The organism is Natronincola peptidivorans, from assembly GCF_900111615.1.
In the GTDB taxonomy this organism is placed as follows: Bacteria; Bacillota; Clostridia; order Peptostreptococcales; family Natronincolaceae; genus Natronincola_A; species Natronincola_A peptidivorans.
Map to the genome: position 1 here is coordinate 32,261 of NZ_FOHU01000010.1, position 20,248 is coordinate 52,508.

The window sequence follows — 20,248 nt, forward strand, 5'->3', positions numbered from 1 at the left end:
GGGTTAATATTTGTTTTACTTAGGGAATTCTAGGTTCCTTTGACTCAATCATCATTTCAAGTTGTACAATTACTTCCTCAGCGTTCTCTATAGTTTCTATTAATGTTGTTATCCACCGATCAGTAGCACTAATTATGTCTTCTTCTAAAGATGGAGTATCAATTATTTCTTTAACATCACTGACCTTTCCCTCATCAATATATTTAAACATACGAAGTATAGACATCATACTATAATTAGCATTTCTTAGAGTACGGATGACTTTTAGACGTCTAATTTCATATGCACCATACATTCTATAGTTATTATTTGGACTCCTAGGAACCTTAATTAGTCCATTTCTTTCCCAATCTCTTAGAACATCTATGGAGATATTTAGTAGGTTAGCAACATCTTTTCTCTTCATATAAGTTTCTTCCCCTACTGTTACTTCATCTTTTAGCCATTTGTATATTATTTCTAATGCTTCTTCAGCTTTAGTCAGTTCCTTTTGTATATGAATCCTATAGTCATAGGCCATATTTAAAGCCTTTTGTAGGTCTCCCTGTGCTCCAGTCTTTACAATGTCCGTAGCTAGATTCCGTATGTTACCCTCTATAAAGTTACACCTTAGGGCTATTCTGGCAAGTCTCATCTGCTCTAAATGGTCTTCTGTATAGAGGCGGTACCCTTTACAGTTTCTAGGAACAGGTTGTAGCAACTTCCATTTTTCATATAACCTTACTGTATTGGGATGAACGCAAACCAGTTCGGCAATCTCTGACGTCTTATAATACTTCATGATAAAACCTCCTTACAGAATCTCATTTGTAAACAGATACTTCATAGTAATCTCATGTAATTTTTTTTAAAAATAAGGTTGTAATTTCATTAGCCATGTCGTCAACAGTAGTTTTATCTTCTCTATAGAATATTTTTATTCCATTTTCCCTGCACTCTGTTTCTATTTGCCGATTCATTAAGATATTGGTGTCTAAAAACTTACTCCACTTTTCCTGGGGTGATGGTAGCTGTAAAATCATTTCTTTCATTGGCTGCCTCTCTTTACAATCCTCCCATATTCTAATGCAAAGGTCATCTTCAACCTTGATACAGCATATTTGATGTGTATCTAGCACTCTGGCAAGCATTGCTGGGTTTGTTATGCCTCCATCTACTAATATAGCTTGGTCCTTATCTATTTTCTGTATATCTTCACAAAATAAGTTCAATTGTTCAGCAGTTGCAGCAATATTAAATTGATTATTTTCTTCCCATGAAGAAAAAGAAAGGGCCCAGTCCAATGGATTTTCAGCAAAAAACCATGCCCAATTGGCTGGATGTAATTCCTTGGAATACCGTTTAATATACTTGCCAAAGATATATTCATCCATGTTGTAGTATAATAATCCAGATGTTTGAGCAATTGCTTTGCTAACTGTACTTTTTCCTGAACAGGAACCCCCAACAATCCAAAATATATTTTTTCGATTTTTTAGTACCTTGCGGGCTTCATTCAATAAATTTTCATTAAGATGATATCTCACAAATAGACCCTCCTCTTATATATTTACCAACTATCTTATTATACCTTTATATGAAACCCCGGTGACTTACTGGAGGGTGAAAAAAACGTAGTCATTTGTATATAATAAATTCCAATCTGAATACATTTCTATGTAAGATATTAATAAAATAGGGTATTAAGCTTAAAATCATTAATGAAATCAAGCTCAATACCCTACAGTTTTTATATTATAGTCCATTTTAGGCTTTTAGACTATTTGTTTTATTGTTTTTATTAATATTTGTTAATCCCAACACTTTTGTTATCATATACCGACTCTATAGAGAGTAATCATTTTTGCGTATACGTCTAAGTTCGTGTGTATACGTCTCCAATTAAATAGGAAGACGTTGCCGATTAGTTTGAATGACGTATTGACGCCTGAGCAACTGCTAACAAAATAGACCAATCACCATTCTTTACTATTATGGAACACTTTTTGTACCCATAAATTTTCTACATATTTTCTACAAGCTGAATTCTTAATCCATTAGGGTCCACTATATAGAAAAACTTTATATGTGGGTTTGGTTGAAAGGGACCACTCTCAACAGCTATACCTTTTCCCTTTACAAAATTCATCATCTCATCAACTGATTTTACTTCAAATCCCCATGAAATATCTGTACCTACATTTACATCATTACTGTTCTCGTCACATATAAGTTCTATCTTTGTATCTCCATCTCCTAAGAAGGCAATCTCCATACTAGGTCCAGCTTTAAATCTTTTATCCAGTGTAAGCCCAACTATTTCTTCATAAAACTTTAATGATTCATCCATACTTTTAACTCTTAATGTACTCCAACAAAATTTCATAATAATCCTCCTAAAATTTTTTTCACTTTTAAAAAACACGTTGTCATAACAACTATATTAATAAAAAAAGTTACTTAAGATTATAATACATTTTACTTAATAGATTCTTTACATCTAGAATTTTATCTTTTTCTATTCCAATTGTTGCTTCCTCCAACAATTGTGTAACTATAGGAATTAATTAATCCTTTGATTTGTAATTTTTCAAGAATACGATTGGTATTTGGCTTATCTTTAAATATGGCATCTGCCAACTCCTTAGGAGTAATACCTTCTTTTTTAAGTTTTGTATTTAATCTATTTAGCATAAATCCTATATCTCTTAATCTTTTAACATTGTAGAGTTTCCCTATTCTTCAGCGTTTTTCTGCTCTCTTTTCTTTGAGATGTAATAAATTAATAAACAAGCACCCTCTGTTAGTAGGAACATATATAAGGCACTATAGACAAATACAGTAATAGATAAACCTGAAAACTTACCATTTAAGTATAGGTTTGTGTTTCTAAATGCTGTAAATAGTCCAAAAATTACCGATGCTGTTCCACATGCAAGTGTAATAAATGTAATTGGCTTCATTCCCTTAATGGGAGAGTAATTAGATAATCCCTTGAGAGTTGACTTGGTGGATAAATAAACGGCTCCTACCATAAATAATATAAAGACATTAAATTCTTTAATGACTCCTAAATTAATAGATAATGATTCTGCTATGATGTAAATGAAGGCTAAAATCATTATTATATTAAATGCCTCAGCCTTAATCTTATTTGTATCATGATCGATCCTTTCATCCTTTACTATCTTTGATGATATCCACTTTTTTATTGATTTCACTTAATACAGCCTCCTTATTCCACTCAATTATTTTTGCCAAAACAAATCATCCAAGGTTTTATCTAAAGCCTTAGCTATTTCAATACATAGCTTTAATGTGGGGTTATACTTTCCAGCCTCAATCAAGCTAATAGTCTGCCTAGTCACACCCACTATTTTGGCTAGATCTTCCTGTGTCAGATCCTTTTCTACTCGAGCTATTTTAATTTTACTGACTGCCACATCCTCACTCCTTATATTGCATATTTCAATATATTGTATTCATATTGTAATATATATATTGCATTAAGTCAAGTATATTTGTTATTGTACTAAGTAATATAAATTTAAAAAAGAACCAGTATCAGTGATTTAATTAATATCACTTAACTGGCTCTAAAGGTCTAATTATTCATTTTTAAATAATCTAACTTTATTTTCCTTATGCTGCTTTATATCACTTTGTTTTTGCATGCTGTTTTAAGCTCTATTTCGATTGGCCTTTATTGTTAATCGCCGCCTGGGCTGCTGCTAACCTTGCAACCGGTACTCTATAGGGTGAGCAAGATACATAGTCTAATCCTAATATATGACAGAACTCTATGGAGTTAGGATCTCCCCCATGCTCGCCACATATGCCTAGCTTGATATCTGGTCTCGCTTCTTTTCCAAGCTTCACTGCGATTTCCATTAGTTTTCCTACGCCTTTTCTATCAATTCTTTGGAAGGGGTCCTTTTCTAGTATATTTTTCTCTTTGTACTCTTTGATGAATTTACCTGCATCATCCCTAGAGTAACCAAAGGTCATTTGGGTTAAATCATTGGTGCCAAAGGAAAAGAACTCTGCTTCAGTGGCAATATCATCGGCTGTTATGGCTGCTCTAGGTACTTCTATCATGGTGCCTATTAAATAATTAAGGTCAACCCCTTGCTCTTCTATTACCTCTCTTGCCTTCCTTAACACAATGTCTTTATTGTATTGTAATTCCTTTAATTCTCCCACTAGAGGTATCATTATCTCTGGGATAACATCAATACCATCTTCTTCTTTTACAATAATGGCGGCTTCAATAATTGCCTGCACCTGCATTTCATAGATTTCTGGGTAAGTTACTGCTAATCTGCAGCCTCTATGCCCCAGCATCGGATTCATTTCCTTTAAGTCCTCGACAACCTCCAGCAATTGTCTATAGGGGACTTGCATTTTTTCTGCTAAATGTTTTATATCCTCTTCTTCATGAGGTAAAAATTCATGTAATGGTGGGTCAAGCAGCCTAATGGTTACTGGTCTATCCCCCATTGCTCTAAATATCTCAACAAAGTCCTCTCTCTGCATTGGTAATAATTGAGCTAAAGCATTTCTTCTCTCTTCTTCTCTTCGAGATAGAATCATTTTTCGCATTACAAAAATTCTTGACTCTTCAAAAAACATATGCTCTGTCCTGCATAAACCGATTCCCTCAGCTCCAAATTCTATCGCCTGTTTGGTATCTCTAGGTGTATCTGCATTGGTTCTTATTTTTAAGCGTCTTAAAGCATCTGCCCATTTCATTAGCTCAAGGAAATTCTCTGTCAACTGTGATTCTTCAGTAGCTATCTTTCCTTCATAAACTACCCCTTGATTTCCGTCTAAGGAGATATATTCTCCTTCTTTATATAGCTTTCCACCTACTTTAAAAGTCTTATCCTGTTCATCTATTCTTACATCGCCAGCTCCTGCAATACAGCATTTCCCCATCCCTCTTGCTACTACCGCTGCATGAGAGGTCATGCCGCCTCTTGCAGTTAATATACCCTCCGAGGCTACCATGCCCTCTATATCCTCTGGAGAGGTTTCCGTACGTACCAGAATAGCCTTTTCTCCTCTATTATTGGCATTCACCACATCCTCTGGTGTAAAATAGATCTTGCCGGTGGCTGCTCCTGAGGAAGCTGGTAATCCTTTAGTAATCACAACTGCTTGTGCCAACTCTTTTTCTTTAAAGGTAGGGTGTAGCAGTTGTTCTACCTGTAGAGGATCTACTCGCATAATTGCTTCTTCTTTAGATAGTTTTCCTTCTTTATACATATCTACTGCAATATTTACTGCTGCTAAGGCAGTCCTCTTACCATTTCGTGTCTGTAGTATATATAACTCTTGGTTTTCGATAGTAAATTCTATGTCCTGCATATCCTTGTAGTGGGCCTCTAGCAGCTCTGCTACCTCTTTAAACTTATCGTAGGCATTCGGCATCTTTGCCTTTAACTCTATGATAGGTCTAGGGGTTCTAATTCCCGCAACTACGTCTTCTCCTTGAGCATTCATTAAAAATTCTCCAAACAGCTTATTTTCTCCAGTAGAAGGATCTCTAGTAAAAGCTACTCCTGTTCCGGATGTATCTCCCATATTACCAAATACCATCGATTGAATATTGACAGCTGTTCCTAGGACATCAGGAATATCGTTTAATCTTCGATATACCTTTGCTCGTGGGTTGTTCCATGATTTAAATACTGCCTCTACTGACATAAATAACTGTTCTTTTGCATCTTGAGGGAAATCTAAACCCGTCTCCTTCTTTACTACCTTTTTATACTTTTCAATAATATCCTGCAAATCTTCTGCCGTTAGCTTAGTATCTTCTTCAATCCCTTTTTCCGCTTTTTTCTTCTCTAGAATGCTATCAAATTTATATTTTGGAATTTCTAACACTACATCTCCAAACATTTGAATAAATCTCCTATAGCTGTCGTAGGCAAAACGGGGGTTATTTGTAGCAGAAACTAAGCCCTCAACAGAGATATCATTCAATCCAAGGTTTAGTATAGTATCCATCATTCCAGGCATAGAAACAGCACTACCAGAACGTACAGAAACTAACAAAGGATTTTGAGATGTTCCTAGCTTTTTTCCCATCTTTTCTTCTAAATTCCTCAAATGTGCTAGTATTTCACCCTTTAGCTCCTCCCACAGCCTTCCGCCTTCTTCATAGTACTGATTACAGGCTTCCGTTGTTACAGTAAAACCACTGGGCACAGGTAGTCCTATGCTGGTCATTTCTCCAAGGTTTGCTCCTTTTCCACCTAATAGTGATTTCATCTCAGTTGTTCCCTCATGAAAGCCATATACGTACTTTTTCACTATTTCCACCTCCATAGAAATTGTTATGTATACTATCCCTTAGCTTACCCTTTTACTTCCCGTTAATTACTTTATAGCCTATCTCTCTAAATATTTCTAAGATAATGCTGGCACTTTCTTCTACAGCCTTTGTAGATACATCTATTACAGGACATCCTAGTTTCTTCATAATTGCATCGGCATACTCCAATTCTTCTAAAATCCTTTCAATACTAGCATAATTTGCTTCACTCTTTAAACCAAGTGCTTTTAGCCTTTCTTGCCTTATCTCAATAAGCTTCATTGGATTTGTTGTTAGTCCAATAATTTTTTTGGAAGGAACATCGAATAATTCCTGGGGTAAAGCAACCTCTGGTACCAATGGCACATTGGCAACCTTGATATTTTTATGGGCCAAATACATACTCAAGGGAGTCTTAGAAGTTCTAGATATCCCTATTAGTACAATATCTGCTTTTTTCAGACCTCTTGGGTCTTTGCCATCATCATATTTTACCGCAAATTCAATGGCTTCCACCTTTTTAAAGTATTTTTCATCTAGCTTTCTTATTAAACCTGGCTCCCTCTTAGGGGTAGAGTGTAGTATATTGCTAAAACCTTCAATTATTGGTGACATAATATCAATACAAGGTATGTTATATTTTTTTGTTTCCTCCTCAAGAAAGATTTTTAACTCTGGTACCACCATAGTAAATATTATGATTGATCTCTGTTGTTTAGCTTCTTGAATCATTTCTGTAATTTGCTGTTTTTCATTAATAAATGGATATCTTCTAATTTCATAGTTTTCAAATATAAATTGACTAACAGCAGCCTTTGCCACCTGCTCTGCCGTTTCTCCAATAGAATCCGATACTAAATATATCAACAAACTTTCCTTATCCATATAATTCCTCCTACTCTTTACATAATTCTACAAATAATCTGGTAATGTTGCTTTTAGATATCTTTCCTATTACCTTTAGCTTTGCTTTATGATCAATCATTACCTTTTCAACTACTGGTAAGCTATCTACCTCATGGCTTGTAATTTTCTCCGCTGCCTCCAAAATACTTTCCTCTGGATAAACGGTAGCAATATTTGGCATCCTCGTCATAATCATAGCCACTGGCACTTTGTTTATGTCAACGCCGCCAATGGCATTTTTCAAGAAATCTTTTCGCGATACCACTCCGGCCAGCCCTTCCTTGGCTACTACATAAATACTTCCTGTGTCCTCCAAAAACATTGTAACTATAGCATTATATACAGACATATCCTCTGTAACCACTGTAGGTAATGACATAATATCTCTAACCTTGGTATTCTTTACAGATTGTGCTAGTAAGTTTGCATGAGGCTTTCCTGTATAAAAATATCCTACCTTCGGTCTTGCATCCAGTACACCTGACATTGTAAGTATTGCTAAATCTGGTCTTAATGTAGCTCTTGTAAGCTTTAACATTGCCGCTATTTCTTGGCTTGTAATTGGTTGGTTTTCTTGTACTATTTCTACTATTTTATTTTGCCTACCTGTAAACTCTATATGTATCACCTCTTTATGTGCTACTCTATTTTTATATGTGTTATACTTTATAAACAATTTATCATATTCTACTTAGTTTTGCTATACTATTTTGCAATTATTCTTAAAAATTTACACTATTGAATAGTCTTTATTAAATTCAATGTGCTAGAAAACCCAGCTGCCACAGTGTATAAAGTCATACCTTGAGGTGCTGGGTTGGGGTTTTTCAATCATCTAGCTGGATATCTTAAACTCTGAGTGAAAAATAATGGTGTACTAGAACTTCAATCGTTTCTCTAAATATTCTTCTAATTTATCTATAGCGATTCTTTCCTGTTGCATACTATCTCTTTCCCTTACGGTTACACATTGATCCTCTAATGAGTCATAGTCAAAAGTAATGCAGTAAGGGGTTCCTATTTCATCATGTCGTCGATATCTTTTTCCAATACTTCCTGCCTCATCATAATCAACCATGTATTTATCTGATAACTTTTCATACAGTTTTAAAGTGTCTTCCTTAAGTTTTTTGGTTAGTGGAAATATTGCTGCCTTATAAGGTGATAGTGCAGGGTGTAGCTTTAATACTACTCTGGTATCCTTTTCGTCAATTACTTCTTCTTCATAGGCATCCACTAAAAAGGCTAGGGTTACTCTATCTGCGCCTAAGGAAGGCTCTATACAGTAAGGCACATATTTTTCATTTGTTATAGGGTCCTGATAGGTAAAGTCTACTCCAGAATGCTCACTATGCTGTTTTAAATCATAATCAGTTCTATCGGCTATCCCCCACAGCTCTCCCCATCCAAATGGGAACCTAAATTCGATATCTACAGTAGCATTACTATAATGAGAAAGCTCATCTTCAGTATGCTCTCTTAGTCTTATATTGTCTTCCTTCATATTTAGATTTATAAGCCAATTTTTACAGAAGTCTAACCAATAATCGAACCATTCCAAATCCTCTCCTGGTTTACAGAAAAATTCTAATTCCATTTGCTCAAATTCTCTAGTTCTGAAGGTAAAGTTACCTGGGGTGATTTCGTTTCTAAAGGATTTTCCTATTTGTCCTATACCAAAGGGAACCTTTTTTCTAGAGGTTCTTAAAGCATTTTTAAAATTAACAAAAATACCTTGAGCAGTTTCTGGTCTTAGATATATTTGTGTACTAGTATCCTCCGTTACCCCTTGAAAGGTTTTAAACATTAGATTAAACTGACGAATATCTGTATACTCATTGGCACCACAGTCTGGACAGTCTATGGCATTTTCTTCAATGAAGGCTTTCATTTTTTCATTACTCCAACCGTCTACACTGATATCGTCAATGTCCTCCCCTTGCTTTTTCAAATAGTCTTCTACGAGCTTATCGGCTCTAAATCTTGCCTTACACTTCTTACAATCCATTAATGGGTCGTTAAAGCCTCCAACATGTCCTGAAGCTACCCATGTTTTAGGATTCATCAGTATGGCTGAATCCAATCCAACATTATAAGGACTTTGTTGAATAAATTTTTTCCACCATGCTTTTTTTACATTGTTCTTCAGTTCAACTCCAAGAGGACCATAATCCCATGTATTGGCCAATCCTCCATATATTTCTGAACCAGGAAATATAAAACCTCTAGCCTTTGCCAATGCTACAATCTTTTCCATTGTTTTTTCCTTTGTCATAGTATCTCCTCCTATTAAAATTTTCTAAAAAAATAAAAGCCCTCCATCCCTAATAACCTTAGGGACGAAAGACTCTTCTTCCGCGGTTCCACCCTAGTTGATACATAAATGTATCCACTTTGAGATTCTTAGCTCAAAAGTGCCCTTCATTGATAATCTACACTGGACTTCCACCTTCTCCAGCTCGCTTGAGTATTTTTATCAATTACTCTTCTTTTTCATAGCTAATGATAGTATTTAATTTACTATAAAATGTATCAAATATTGATAATATTGTCAATAGCGATTTTATTAAAAGTCTGAACCACTTTCATCAAGATCATCTAAAATATCATCTGTCTCTTGATCAGTAGGATTTCCTTTCATTTTGCTCCTAAACTCGTCTACCTTTTCTTCTGCTATTTCATTTAGGTCATAAATCTTTCCATCATTTTGAACAATTTCAATTTTTGTCTTTGTTACCAATGCAGCAGAGATGCCAAGTATAGAAACTAGCGGAGCCAATACAACCCCAATAGCTCCTGCGGTAACTGGAATATTTAGTATTACGTCGTTGTCTTTTTTTAAAATGACTCTAGTAACGTTTCCTTTTTCTATGACTTTTTTCAACTTTTCAATCATTTCATTGCCAGCCATGCTCATATTTTTTGTCCATTTGCTATCGGATTCCTCTTCTAATGCAATCAACGCCTCTACAACATTTCCGTCTGCGCTTTCTAAGGCATCCTTCGCCTTTTTATAAGATACTCCAGTTCTTTCTCTAATAATGTCAATTTTTTCAAGATTAATATCCATTTCTTATCCTCTCCTTTTTTTACAATTTATCTGCTAATTCAATACTTTTGAAGTCATATTTATTAATATGTACTAAAATATAATGCTTTAATATTCTTTTTAGATTTTCATTTAAGGAATCACTTATTTTTAGTTTTTGAATCTCTACTATATCTCTAGATTGTAGATACTTTGCTAATCGGAGAGTAATATCAGATATTTTCATTGCATAGGGGTCCTGATTAAAACATAGGTTGCATAATACCCCACCCTCCTGTGAACTAAAACGCCAATTGCTTGATTCTTTCTTGCCACAACTAACACATTGATATAATTCTGGCCTAAATCCACAGTAGTTTAAATAATTCATTTCAAAGCTTCGTATAATGGTATTCATCTCTATATCTGATTGGGTCAATAGATGCAAGGTTTTCCCAAGAAGATTAAACAGGCGATTGTTGGTCTGTCCTTCATTAACGGTAGCCTCCACAAGCTCTACTAAATATGCTGCATAGGATAACTTCTTTACATCTTCCCTCAGCTTATAAAATATTTCCTTTGGTTCACATTGGCTGACAGTATAAAGACTCTTTCCTTTATAAAGAAGAAAGTCGCTATAGCAAAACGGCTGAACGCCAGCGATAAGGCTACTCTTGGGTCGTTTTGCGCCTTTGGCTATAGCATTTATTTTCCCAAGTTTTCTAGTAAATATAATTAAAAGACTGTCAGATTCCCCATATTTTTTGCTTTTCAATACAAAACCCTCAGTTTTCACAAGCATTATCCAAATCTCCTATTATTTAAACCCTTCATTATATTGAGTTGATTTTTACTTCCTCCAATAAATCCACTTCTGTTGATCCTATTTTATAGTCTTTATTGATTTTTTGTGAATCATTATATTTTTTGTGATATAAGTACGCCTCAATATTTCCAGTGTTTTTAAATATATCCCACATTTTTTTATTTAGCATAATGTAGTCCCCTTTCACTATATATTTTAGGTGCTATAAAAATAGCTTTCCTATCTTATTTTTAGTAATCAGGAGACTTCTATACATTGTAAATAATGTAATTGTTCTTTACTCATACCCCAAAGTTTTCAAAGTATTTTGATTATTTCTCCAATCCTCTTTGATTTTTACCCATAGTTCTAAATAAACCTTGGACCCTAAAAGTTTTTCGATGTCTTCTCTAGCACTCTTTCCTACACCTTTTAGTTTTCTTCCTTGTTTTCCAATAATAATACCTTTATGTGATTTTTTTTCACAATAAATCGTAGCGTGTATATCTACAATATCTTTTCCTTCTCTCTTTTTCATCATAGCAGTTTCCACAGCTACTCCATGGGGAACCTCTTCATGGGTGTAGTGCAGTATTTTTTCTCTAATAATCTCTGCTACGATTACTCGTTCTGGTTGATCTGTAATCATATCACCTGGGAAATACTGTGGTCCCTCTGGAAGAAAATCTATTATTTTGTCTATCAGTACCTGCAGATGAGCTCCCTCCAAGGCAGATATGCCAACGATATCACTGAAAATATCCATAGTTTTATACTTCTCGTAGATCTGATTGAACTGTTCTTGAGTAATTTTATCAATTTTATTGATTGCTAAAATTACTGGAGTTTTTATCATTTTAAGTTCTTCAATAATATGAGCATCTCCAGCTCCAATACTGAGACTGTCATCTACTACAAATAAAATCACATCCACTTCTCCTAGGGTTTCCCTAGCAGCTCTTAACATATAGTCCCCTAGTTTGTGCTTTGGTTTAGTGATACCAGGGGTATCAATGAAAATAATCTGAAAATCATTTTCTGTATATATACTTTGTATTTTATTTCTAGTGGTTTGAGGTTTGTCTGACATAATGGCTATTTTTTCCCCAATCACTCTATTCATTAATGTTGATTTCCCTACATTTGGTCTGCCTACAATGGTGACAAAGCCTGATTTGAATACCATTTTAACAACATCCTTTCGGTTTATCTAAATCTTCAGGTGTAAAGGAGTTAGGTAATAAATCATCTATGGTAAATAGTTTATACTCTTCTTCTGTTTTTGCAATGATTAACTTAATATCCTTACCATATTCTACAATTACCTGTCTACATATACCACAGGGAAAGGTATATTCATCAGTAGCCCCTACTACAGCAATTGCTTCTATATCCTTATCACCTTCTGATACTGCTTTAAAGATAGCCGTTCTTTCAGCACAGTTGGTTCCCCCATAGGAAGCACACTCAATATTGCATCCTGTATAAATTTTTCCTGATTTCGTAAGGAGTGCAGCACCCACTGGAAAGTTTGAATAAGGTACATATGCTTTTTTTTGTGCTTCTCTAGCCTTTGCGATTAACTGACTATAGCTCATTATGGTTCCTCCCTTTTAATCATCAGCTATACTATTGCAGCTCTATTTCTCTATTATTAGGGAATATAGAAATCCAAGTTTTCCCCTTATTTAGCTTCAACTTATTCCCATTAGCATCTCGATATTGAGTAGGTGCATTATGGGCACTTTTACTCCAGGTTATAGGAATGGCTTTCCCATTAGTAATATATACCCCATTGCCGCTGCCAATTAACTCTATATCTCTTCGTCCCTCCGTATCTCCTGGGATTACTCTTATATTAGCATATTGAATAATAAGATTCTTCACCTCTAGCTGTTGATTATTATTTTCATCAATATGGGCATCATTTAACTGGTATCTTTTATAGCTTTGTGTATCATTGTCGTATTGATAGGTTGATATATAATCCTTTGAAAATGGAACAACAACAGTTTCTGCTTTTTCTCCTGTCGGTATCCATTCTTCCTCAGCAAAGTTAAGCTTAGATGGTAGATCTCCTCTCGGCTCACTTCTATAACCCACAGTTTCCCATGCCTTCATTATTCCTTCTGCACTTGTATAGAGGCTATGTTCATACATTCCTCTTTTTCTAGATCTTACTGGGTCCCTCCAAGCCATGATACTCTCTAAATAGGATAAACTATTTAAGTTGGCTGGCGTTAGGTTTTTTATTGCCTCAAAGGCCTGTGGACTGCCTCCATGATGAACAAAGATAGCATCATGATCAAAAGCAAAATTCAAATAATAATGTCTGGTGCTTCTAATAGGTCCTATTTTTTCAGCATCAAAATCTTGAAATACTGCGACTAATCTTGTAATATTGCCTTCTGCCAAGGTTTCATAGATAATATCTGCTTGGGAAATGCCACTTTGAGGCAGGGCTACCTTTATATTATTAATCATGACTGCCACGGGTCTTCTTTTGGCAGCTTCTTCGTCAATCCATAGTCCTGTCAATGGATTTATAGCTAATCCTTCATAGGACACTTCTACTATTTCTTCCTCTGTTTCTACAACTTCTATAGGGATATTGGTTTCTTCTTTTACTTCTGTTTTTCTACTACAGCCTAAGAAAGTAATAATTATGCTGATCAGTAGAATGCCTGAGATGATCTTTTTAAAGTTCATTTATTTTCTCCCCTTTTGGAATGATTTATCCAGTTATTTGGAAAAGAATAATCGTTATTATTATTCCTAGTATGCCGCCTGCTAATACTTCGAGAAAGTTATGTATTTTGGTTTCGATTCTGCTTTGACAGACTAATAACGCCATTAAAACTGCTAATGTAGCAATAAACATATTTTCAGTAATAAATGTTATGGCTGTAGCTAAAGAAAAAGCTATGGCTGCATGACCACTAGGCATTCCTCCCTGTACAGGGGTTCCTCTCCCAAAATACGCTTTCAATGCTATAGTAGAAAAAATTGTAATAATTAATACAATAAAGGTAATATGAATTGGAGATTGTCTTACACGATGTAAAACAATATGACTATACGGATTTATCCTATGAAAAAAAAGTAAATAGGCTACAATAATCGCGTTGATAGCAGCGATTAAGACTGCACCAGCAGCTACATTTTTTGCTATCTTTGCAAATATATGATACTTATCTGTAATCAAATCAATTGCTGATTCAATAGAAGTATTAATCATTTCTGCAATAATTACTATGGATATCGTCAGAAACAATATAAGTATTTCTATCCGAGTTAAGTCAAAAAATAGACTTAAGGCTAATACAGCTATGGATACAAAAAAATGTATTTTCATATTTCTTTGAGTTTTGAGGGCATAAATAATCCCCTCAAAAGCAAAGTTAAAGCTCTCAATGAGTTTTCTAACCTTCATATTAATATACCCTCTTTTATCCTCGGTTTACCCCTAGCTTTGTTAATACAGCTTCTTCCTTGAGCCTCATTTCTTTTGTACTTTCTTCATCCATATGATCATAGCCCATTAGATGAAACATGCTGTGGACAGTTAAATAAGTCATCTCCCTTAGAAAACTATGACCATACTCTTCTGCTTGCTCTACCGCCTTTTCTACTGATATCACAATATCCCCCAATATTTTTTCTTCCATAACAGGGTCATCATCATCCATCATAGGAAAGGATAATACATCTGTAGGACAGTCTTTATCTCTATAGGTTTTATTCAGTTGCTGGATCTCTTTATTATCTACTAGGGAGAGACTCACTTCAAAATCTTGGTCCCAGCCTTCATAGGCTAAAGATTCTTTTGCTGCTTTCTCAAGTGTTATGATAACTTCTTCTTCTATTTCTACATTTGTTTGTCTATTATCAACTACTAGTTCCATAAGCTTTTCTTCCCTTCAATTCCTTAATATCATTATCAGGATATTCAATTCTTTCATGGAAAATCCCCTGCATAACTTTAACAAAGGTTTTTTTGATAATCTCTAGCTCCTTTAAGGTCAAATTACATTCATCTAATTGTCCATCTTCTAGCTTTTCCTGTACAATCTTGTGAATGAGCTTTTCTATTTTATCCTTTGAGGGACTAGAAATACTTCTAACAGCAGCTTCAACAGAATCCGCCAGCATAACGATGGCAGTTTCTTTGGTACATGGTTTTGGGCCGCTGTATCTAAAGCTTTGTTCATCAATATTTTCACCATTTTCACTGTTTTTTGCTTTATGATAAAAATATGCTACTAATGTATCCCCATGGTGCTGATGGATAAAATCCATCACCTCTGGAGGAAGTTTATGCTTCTTCCCCAACTCAATCCCATCCTTGACATGCCCAGTGATAATCAAACTGCTTAAAGAGGGGGTAATGTTTTCATGAGGATTTTCAGATGTAAGCTGGTTCTCTTTAAAAAAGTAAGGTCTTTTTATTTTACCGATATCATGGTAAAAGGCTCCCACCCTGGCTAATAATGAATTGCCTCCTACGGCATCAGCAGCTGATTCACTTAAATTCCCTACAATAATACTATGATGATAAGTTCCTGGTGCTTCTATCAAAAGCTTCTTTAGTAAGGGTTGATTAGGATTAAATAATTCTACTAGCTTTAAAGGTGTAACCACCCTAAAAATGTGTTCCCACAGAGGCAATGTACCTACTGTTAGTATGGAACATATGAGCCCATTTAAAACTCCATAAAAACCAAACATCAGTACATTAACTACTTCATTACTATGAATAAATCCAATACCTATTATAGTTATAATATTAGCAAGACTCACGACAGCACCTGAAACAAAAATCGTAGCCCTCTGTTGCATATTAACTACTGTGAAAACTCCTGCGATTCCCCCTACAATTGCCATTGTAATAAAAATGATATCATTACCAGTAATAATACTAATCAATATCGTTAGGCAAAGATTCACTAATAGTGCAATTCGTGGTTCTATAAGTATTGCCAACAGCATAGCTGACACTGCAACTGGCATTAAATAGATAGAAATATTAGCCAGTCCATTGGCTATAATCAGGGTGCCAAACATAATGATAAAGATTAAATAAAGCTTATCGATCTGATTAAAAATCTCTTTATTGAACACATATATATATGCTAGTAATAATAGTTGTAGTACCAAAACAATAGCAGCTATTCCCAAGTATAGCATTACATCTACTTTACTATCATCCGTCAGGATAGCTAATTCTCTTAATAACTCCAGTCTATCAAATGTAGCAATGTTACCCTCCTTTAGGATTACATCACCTTTCTTAATCATAATTCTTTCAACACTTTCTACTGCTTGTCTTCTAAGCTGCTCTGTAGCCTCGATATCGAAAAACATATTGGGTCGTATCGTAGCCTGGGTTACTGCTATAGCTAAATCCTGTAACTGAGGATTAAAATCCTCTAAAAGTAAAATATATTCTTTTATATTGCTTTTCTCGCTTTGCAGATCTTCTACCTTGATACCCGCATTCATACTCTGAGCAATAATTTCGTAGATATAGGTTTCTAAATAATTTACTTTTTCTAGTGACGTTGCTAATGCAACATCCAAGTTTTCTATCTCTAGATTTAGATGGTTTTCTTCTTGTAAAACAGACATCTTTTCTTCTTGTGTCAATTCTTCATCATTTCTTATCTCGTAAACCAAGTGAAAAAAGCTCTCTATCTCTCTTTTTACTTCTATATGAACACCTGTGTCATAGCTGTATATCAATTCCACAGATTCTGAAGCCTCATCTCTGAGTTTTTGAGTAGCCCATCTATCTTCAATATCCTTAGGTGAATATATATCAGCAGGTGCTCTTTGACCTAAAGCTAAGTCAAATTTCTCCGGCTTAAGGTTAAGGGTTAAAACAGAAAATATGCTGACAAAAAAGATAATGGCAAAAAGAATGTATTGCAGTCTTCTCATTTTAAAAATCTTTCCAATAAAATTATTTGAAAGCTTGTCTATCAACTTATTATAAAGTTTCATTGTATTTCCTCCTAATTTTTTACTTGAGGATTAGTTTATTCTTCTCACTTATCTTTCTTATTTTCAGCTATATCATATGCTTTTATAATTTTTTGTACCAATTGATGCCTTACAACATCCTTTTCTGTTAAAAAACAGAAACCTATTTCATGTATATCCTTCAACACCGCTACAGCATTCTTTAATCCTGAAAATTTACCTCTTGGCAAATCAATTTGTGTAATATCTCCAGTTACAACTGCTTTAGACCCAAAACCTAGTCTAGTTAAAAACATCTTCATTTGTTCCTTCGTTGTATTTTGCGCTTCATCCAATATGATAAAGGAATTGTCTAATGTCCTTCCCCTCATATAGGCTAAAGGAGCTACTTCTATAAGTCCTCGCTCCATATACTTTTGAAATTTGTCTACTCCTAAAACATCAAACAATGCATCATATAGCGGTCTTAAATATGGGTCCACCTTATCCTTTAAATCTCCTGGTAAAAAACCTAAGCTTTCCCCAGCTTCTACAGCAGGCCTGGTTAAAATGATACGGTTCACTTCTTCATTTCTAAAGGCTTTTACCGCCATAGCCACTGCTAGGTATGTTTTCCCTGTTCCCGCTGGGCCAACCCCAAAGGTTAAATCCTTACTGCTGATCTCTTCAAGATACTTTTTTTGTCCTATGGTTTTAGGCTTGATAGGTTTTCCCTTGGCTGTTATGATAACAGCATCTCCTATCAGATCCTTTATTTTATCCTGCTTACCCTCCATCAGCATGGTAAGGATGTAGGTTACATTTTGTAGGTTTAAGTTCTCGCCTTTATTGGACATTTTTTGTAATTCTGTAATTAATCTTTCTCCAATCTGCAAATCTTCTTCTTCACCAATTAATATGATTTCACCTTCTCGAGAGATAATATCTATTTTAAGATGCTTTTTTATCGTTTTAATATTTTCGTCAAAATTTCCAAAAAGCTCCCTAGCAAAGTTCATATCCTGCACCAAAATTCTTTTTTGTCGTATCTTTTCCAAAGACTAATCCTCCTCAATATGTAGTTTCTTTTGTTCTCCTATATCTTCTAAAACCTCAATAATCACATTCCCATGCAAAATATTATTTTTAATGACATACTCCGAATTACTATTAAAGATTTCCATTTCCTCTGGTATTTCCTCCAGCAGCTTTTCTACTAGCATTTCATGTAATTGATTTTTAGCCTGTTCTATGTCTACAGTTTCTTCAATTTCTATAGCCTCATATATTTCCTCTGTTATAATTTCGACGGGTAGCCCTTTATTCCTCCATTGGATAGGCTTTTTTGATGTTTTTTCTAGAATAAAAACTTGGTAAGGATTAACCCCTCGACTTAGAGCCAGCTCTATGTCTCCTATCCTTATCACTCTTCTGGTAAATCTTTCACCTGTTTTTTCTTTTCTCACCTTTACTAATTCTACTGTATCATGAGCTTCATAATAGGTTCTTGCGTATACTTCCCCATAGGCGTGAAGATATAAAGGATTTTCCATAGCTTCTCTTTCTACAATGCCCGTTATTAAAAGGTCCCCTTCAGAAACAATGTCCCCTTTTTCAACAACAGCATCTCCACTTCTAGCAATCACTTTTTCTATAACCCCATTTTTTTTAGCCACTACATCACAAGGAACATCTTTTTCTAACTTAGGCGGTGGTGCAATTTTTTCTACAACTTCTATTCTAGCATGTATTCCATTTAGTTCTATACCTATCCATGTTAAATCTTGTATATTTATCAGTAAATTATTTTCTATTTCTCTCAGGTTAAGAAAATATTTATTAACACCAATCTTTAGTCCGGATTCTTCTAATGCATTTACGATTTCTTCCTTAGAAACCTGTTGATTTCCAGTGACTTCGATAACCAAAATAAAGCTGGATAATATTAGTACTATAGTTAAAGAAAAAAATGCTCCTAGTATAAGCATTTTTCTTTTCTTCATTTTACTAAACCAAAATGGGTATCCGTTTTTTTGGGATATGTACACTTTACATCCTGCTCTCCTAGTAAGCTTCCTTATAGCTTTAAAACCCCTAATGCCTACCTTTGCCTCTAATGTTGTATAATTAATCCTTGTAATATCCCATAGATATATGTTTCTAGCTATACACATATTGATAAACTTTTCTAATGCTAAACCTTCTATCCTAATAATAACATAGCCTCTAATATAATTCCATAGCTTTAGTATTAACAATGAAACCACTCCCTAATCCGTAAATTCTACCTGTACAATTTCCCCTACTATAACAATTTCTTCTAGAACAATATTCTTTAGAAGGAGGTTTTTTCCTAGAATTCTCAGGACCCCACTTTTGGTACTAATCCTTATTCGATTATTGGTATATTCTATAATGCCTTTATGATTTTCTATATATATTTGGAGATTACCAACCATTGTGATTTTAGGTATGTCTAATACGATATCCTTGGGTAGCTCTAAAATTTCTGCTAAGCTTTTTTTAATTTCCTGATTTTTTTTCATTTGGCACACCTCCCCATATATACAATTTTTATGCTTCAAAATTTTTGTGTAGACCTTTTTCTTAAAGATTCAAGGGAGTTATATACAAAAAAACAGCCCCCATAACGTATTGGTTCATACGCGTGGTTGCTGAATTTTTTAAGCATAATATTCTATTTTCTTAAAGCCTTTGGTTTTCCCAAAACCTCTGACATAATAATTCCTTGCAATAAGGTTTTTTTGTCAAAAGTTATATCATAGCCTGCGGTATCATCACCTATTTCATTGTCATATACTGTAGCTGCATGTACTTGCTTTTTAGGTGCCTTAGCTCTATTTGCGCTATAGCTTTCTTTCTTGTTATTGCTATCAGCAGGCTGCTGGTATGGATGCTCTTGCTCATAGCCTCTGTACTCATAATTAATCTCATGATCAGGTGCTTCATCCGCATATTTTTTTGTATCTTCTTCCATTTCTTCCGGTGTAGATTTTTCATTAAATACGTCACCAAAATCAGTTTTTAGTTCCTTTACTAAATCCCCTAATCTCCCTCTATAAACTTCACCCTTTGGCTTTTCTAAGCCTGGTGCTGGTCTTTGTGGCCTAGAAGTTTTTTTCTGGTTTTTGTCCTTCTTAAAAAAAGAACTTACTATAGCAATCATGATAAATATAACAATACTTTCCACAGCTTCATCACATCCTTTTTTAAAGGGCGGCTTCTA

23 protein-coding genes and 1 other annotated feature are annotated in these 20,248 nt (G+C 34.6%); all 23 genes read right to left on the minus strand.

Annotation, left to right across the window (positions count from 1 at the left end; translation table 11 throughout):
- Positions 1 to 19: 19 nt before the first annotated feature.
- The gene (locus BMX10_RS11230) at positions 20 to 781 is read right to left on the minus strand and encodes a MerR family transcriptional regulator (protein WP_090443981.1); all 762 of its coding nucleotides are present in this window, start codon (positions 779 to 781) and stop codon (positions 20 to 22) included.
- A 52-nt stretch (positions 782 to 833) separates the two neighbouring features.
- Positions 834 to 1,526, minus strand: coding sequence for a nucleoside/nucleotide kinase family protein (locus BMX10_RS11235; protein ID WP_090443984.1), 693 nt, complete (start codon positions 1,524 to 1,526; stop codon positions 834 to 836).
- Positions 1,527 to 2,002: 476 nt separating this feature from the next.
- Entirely contained in the window at positions 2,003 to 2,365 is a 363-nt protein-coding gene (locus tag BMX10_RS11240; protein ID WP_090443987.1) for a VOC family protein, read from the minus strand.
- A gap of 122 nt (positions 2,366 to 2,487) precedes the next feature.
- Positions 2,488 to 2,673: a MarR family transcriptional regulator gene (locus BMX10_RS11245; protein WP_244272701.1), complete on the minus strand. Its 186-nt coding sequence runs from the start codon at positions 2,671 to 2,673 to the stop codon at positions 2,488 to 2,490.
- Positions 2,674 to 2,714: 41 nt separating this feature from the next.
- Positions 2,715 to 3,200, minus strand: a complete 486-nt coding sequence (locus BMX10_RS11250) for a DUF6773 family protein (protein WP_090443991.1) — start codon at positions 3,198 to 3,200, stop codon at positions 2,715 to 2,717.
- Between the two features lie 27 nt (positions 3,201 to 3,227).
- Entirely contained in the window at positions 3,228 to 3,422 is a 195-nt protein-coding gene (locus tag BMX10_RS11255; protein WP_090443994.1) for a helix-turn-helix transcriptional regulator, read from the minus strand.
- Between the two features lie 244 nt (positions 3,423 to 3,666).
- A complete protein-coding gene (ppdK, locus tag BMX10_RS11260) occupies positions 3,667 to 6,315 on the minus strand; it encodes a pyruvate, phosphate dikinase (protein WP_090443997.1) in 2,649 nt (882 codons plus the stop codon).
- 37 nt (positions 6,316 to 6,352) lie between these two features.
- Complete coding sequence (locus tag BMX10_RS11265; RefSeq protein WP_090444000.1) at positions 6,353 to 7,186, minus strand: pyruvate, water dikinase regulatory protein; 834 nt, start codon at positions 7,184 to 7,186, stop codon at positions 6,353 to 6,355.
- Between the two features lie 10 nt (positions 7,187 to 7,196).
- A complete protein-coding gene (locus BMX10_RS11270) occupies positions 7,197 to 7,835 on the minus strand; it encodes a transcriptional regulator CcpN (RefSeq protein ID WP_090444257.1) in 639 nt (212 codons plus the stop codon).
- Positions 7,836 to 8,084: 249 nt separating this feature from the next.
- Positions 8,085 to 9,482: a glycine--tRNA ligase gene (locus BMX10_RS11275; protein ID WP_090444003.1), complete on the minus strand. Its 1,398-nt coding sequence runs from the start codon at positions 9,480 to 9,482 to the stop codon at positions 8,085 to 8,087.
- Between the two features lie 57 nt (positions 9,483 to 9,539).
- Positions 9,540 to 9,713 (minus strand) — a binding site (T-box leader).
- 60 nt (positions 9,714 to 9,773) lie between these two features.
- Positions 9,774 to 10,277: a DUF4342 domain-containing protein gene (locus tag BMX10_RS11280; protein WP_090444006.1), complete on the minus strand. Its 504-nt coding sequence runs from the start codon at positions 10,275 to 10,277 to the stop codon at positions 9,774 to 9,776.
- 19 nt (positions 10,278 to 10,296) lie between these two features.
- Positions 10,297 to 11,037 carry a DNA repair protein RecO gene (gene recO, locus BMX10_RS11285; protein ID WP_090444009.1) on the minus strand — a complete coding sequence of 247 codons (741 nt, stop codon included), beginning with the start codon at positions 11,035 to 11,037 and terminating at the stop codon, positions 10,297 to 10,299.
- A gap of 31 nt (positions 11,038 to 11,068) precedes the next feature.
- A complete protein-coding gene (locus BMX10_RS18025) occupies positions 11,069 to 11,230 on the minus strand; it encodes a hypothetical protein (RefSeq protein WP_170834791.1) in 162 nt (53 codons plus the stop codon).
- Positions 11,231 to 11,338: 108 nt separating this feature from the next.
- Complete coding sequence (gene era / locus BMX10_RS11290) at positions 11,339 to 12,226, minus strand: GTPase Era (protein WP_090444012.1); 888 nt, start codon at positions 12,224 to 12,226, stop codon at positions 11,339 to 11,341.
- A 1-nt stretch (position 12,227) separates the two neighbouring features.
- A complete protein-coding gene (locus BMX10_RS11295; RefSeq protein WP_090444015.1) occupies positions 12,228 to 12,638 on the minus strand; it encodes a cytidine deaminase in 411 nt (136 codons plus the stop codon).
- Positions 12,639 to 12,669: 31 nt separating this feature from the next.
- The gene (locus BMX10_RS11300; RefSeq protein ID WP_090444018.1) at positions 12,670 to 13,749 is read right to left on the minus strand and encodes a DUF3048 domain-containing protein; all 1,080 of its coding nucleotides are present in this window, start codon (positions 13,747 to 13,749) and stop codon (positions 12,670 to 12,672) included.
- Between the two features lie 25 nt (positions 13,750 to 13,774).
- Entirely contained in the window at positions 13,775 to 14,473 is a 699-nt protein-coding gene (locus tag BMX10_RS11305; RefSeq protein ID WP_090444022.1) for a diacylglycerol kinase, read from the minus strand.
- 16 nt (positions 14,474 to 14,489) lie between these two features.
- Entirely contained in the window at positions 14,490 to 14,945 is a 456-nt protein-coding gene (gene ybeY / locus BMX10_RS11310) for an rRNA maturation RNase YbeY (RefSeq protein WP_090444026.1), read from the minus strand.
- Entirely contained in the window at positions 14,929 to 17,043 is a 2,115-nt protein-coding gene (locus BMX10_RS11315) for an HD family phosphohydrolase (protein WP_244272702.1), read from the minus strand. The genes ybeY and BMX10_RS11315 overlap by 17 nt, the downstream gene beginning before the upstream one ends.
- 44 nt (positions 17,044 to 17,087) lie before the next feature.
- Complete coding sequence (locus tag BMX10_RS11320; RefSeq protein WP_090444263.1) at positions 17,088 to 18,020, minus strand: PhoH family protein; 933 nt, start codon at positions 18,018 to 18,020, stop codon at positions 17,088 to 17,090.
- Between the two features lie 42 nt (positions 18,021 to 18,062).
- Positions 18,063 to 19,259 carry a sporulation protein YqfD gene (gene yqfD / locus BMX10_RS11325; protein WP_090444029.1) on the minus strand — a complete coding sequence of 399 codons (1,197 nt, stop codon included), beginning with the start codon at positions 19,257 to 19,259 and terminating at the stop codon, positions 18,063 to 18,065.
- Between the two features lie 12 nt (positions 19,260 to 19,271).
- Positions 19,272 to 19,547 carry a sporulation protein YqfC gene (gene yqfC / locus BMX10_RS11330; RefSeq protein ID WP_090444032.1) on the minus strand — a complete coding sequence of 92 codons (276 nt, stop codon included), beginning with the start codon at positions 19,545 to 19,547 and terminating at the stop codon, positions 19,272 to 19,274.
- Positions 19,548 to 19,699: 152 nt separating this feature from the next.
- Positions 19,700 to 20,212, minus strand: a complete 513-nt coding sequence (locus BMX10_RS11335; RefSeq protein WP_090444034.1) for a hypothetical protein — start codon at positions 20,210 to 20,212, stop codon at positions 19,700 to 19,702.
- Positions 20,213 to 20,248 lie beyond the last annotated feature (36 nt).

Bases quoted from the DNA above. Each gene is read 5' to 3' on its own strand.
- yqfC (WP_090444032.1), bottom strand. From the start codon at position 19,547: ATGAAAAAAAATCAGGAAATTAAAAAAAGCTTAGCAGAAATTTTAGAG.
- BMX10_RS11280 (WP_090444006.1), bottom strand. From the start codon at position 10,277: ATGGATATTAATCTTGAAAAAATTGACATTATTAGAGAAAGAACTGGA.
- ppdK (WP_090443997.1), bottom strand. From the start codon at position 6,315: ATGGAGGTGGAAATAGTGAAAAAGTACGTATATGGCTTTCATGAGGGA.
- BMX10_RS11305 (WP_090444022.1), bottom strand. From the start codon at position 14,473: ATGAAGGTTAGAAAACTCATTGAGAGCTTTAACTTTGCTTTTGAGGGG.
- BMX10_RS11265 (WP_090444000.1), bottom strand. From the start codon at position 7,186: ATGGATAAGGAAAGTTTGTTGATATATTTAGTATCGGATTCTATTGGA.
- BMX10_RS11320 (WP_090444263.1), bottom strand. From the start codon at position 18,020: ATGAACTTTGCTAGGGAGCTTTTTGGAAATTTTGACGAAAATATTAAA.
- BMX10_RS11230 (WP_090443981.1), bottom strand. From the start codon at position 781: ATGAAGTATTATAAGACGTCAGAGATTGCCGAACTGGTTTGCGTTCAT.
- BMX10_RS11275 (WP_090444003.1), bottom strand. From the start codon at position 9,482: ATGACAAAGGAAAAAACAATGGAAAAGATTGTAGCATTGGCAAAGGCT.
- recO (WP_090444009.1), bottom strand. From the start codon at position 11,037: ATGCTTGTGAAAACTGAGGGTTTTGTATTGAAAAGCAAAAAATATGGG.
- BMX10_RS11245 (WP_244272701.1), bottom strand. From the start codon at position 2,673: ATGCTAAATAGATTAAATACAAAACTTAAAAAAGAAGGTATTACTCCT.
- BMX10_RS11300 (WP_090444018.1), bottom strand. From the start codon at position 13,749: ATGAACTTTAAAAAGATCATCTCAGGCATTCTACTGATCAGCATAATT.
- ybeY (WP_090444026.1), bottom strand. From the start codon at position 14,945: ATGGAACTAGTAGTTGATAATAGACAAACAAATGTAGAAATAGAAGAA.
- BMX10_RS11240 (WP_090443987.1), bottom strand. From the start codon at position 2,365: ATGAAATTTTGTTGGAGTACATTAAGAGTTAAAAGTATGGATGAATCA.
- BMX10_RS18025 (WP_170834791.1), bottom strand. From the start codon at position 11,230: ATGCTAAATAAAAAAATGTGGGATATATTTAAAAACACTGGAAATATT.
- era (WP_090444012.1), bottom strand. From the start codon at position 12,226: ATGGTATTCAAATCAGGCTTTGTCACCATTGTAGGCAGACCAAATGTA.
- BMX10_RS11295 (WP_090444015.1), bottom strand. From the start codon at position 12,638: ATGAGCTATAGTCAGTTAATCGCAAAGGCTAGAGAAGCACAAAAAAAA.
- BMX10_RS11315 (WP_244272702.1), bottom strand. From the start codon at position 17,043: ATGAAACTTTATAATAAGTTGATAGACAAGCTTTCAAATAATTTTATT.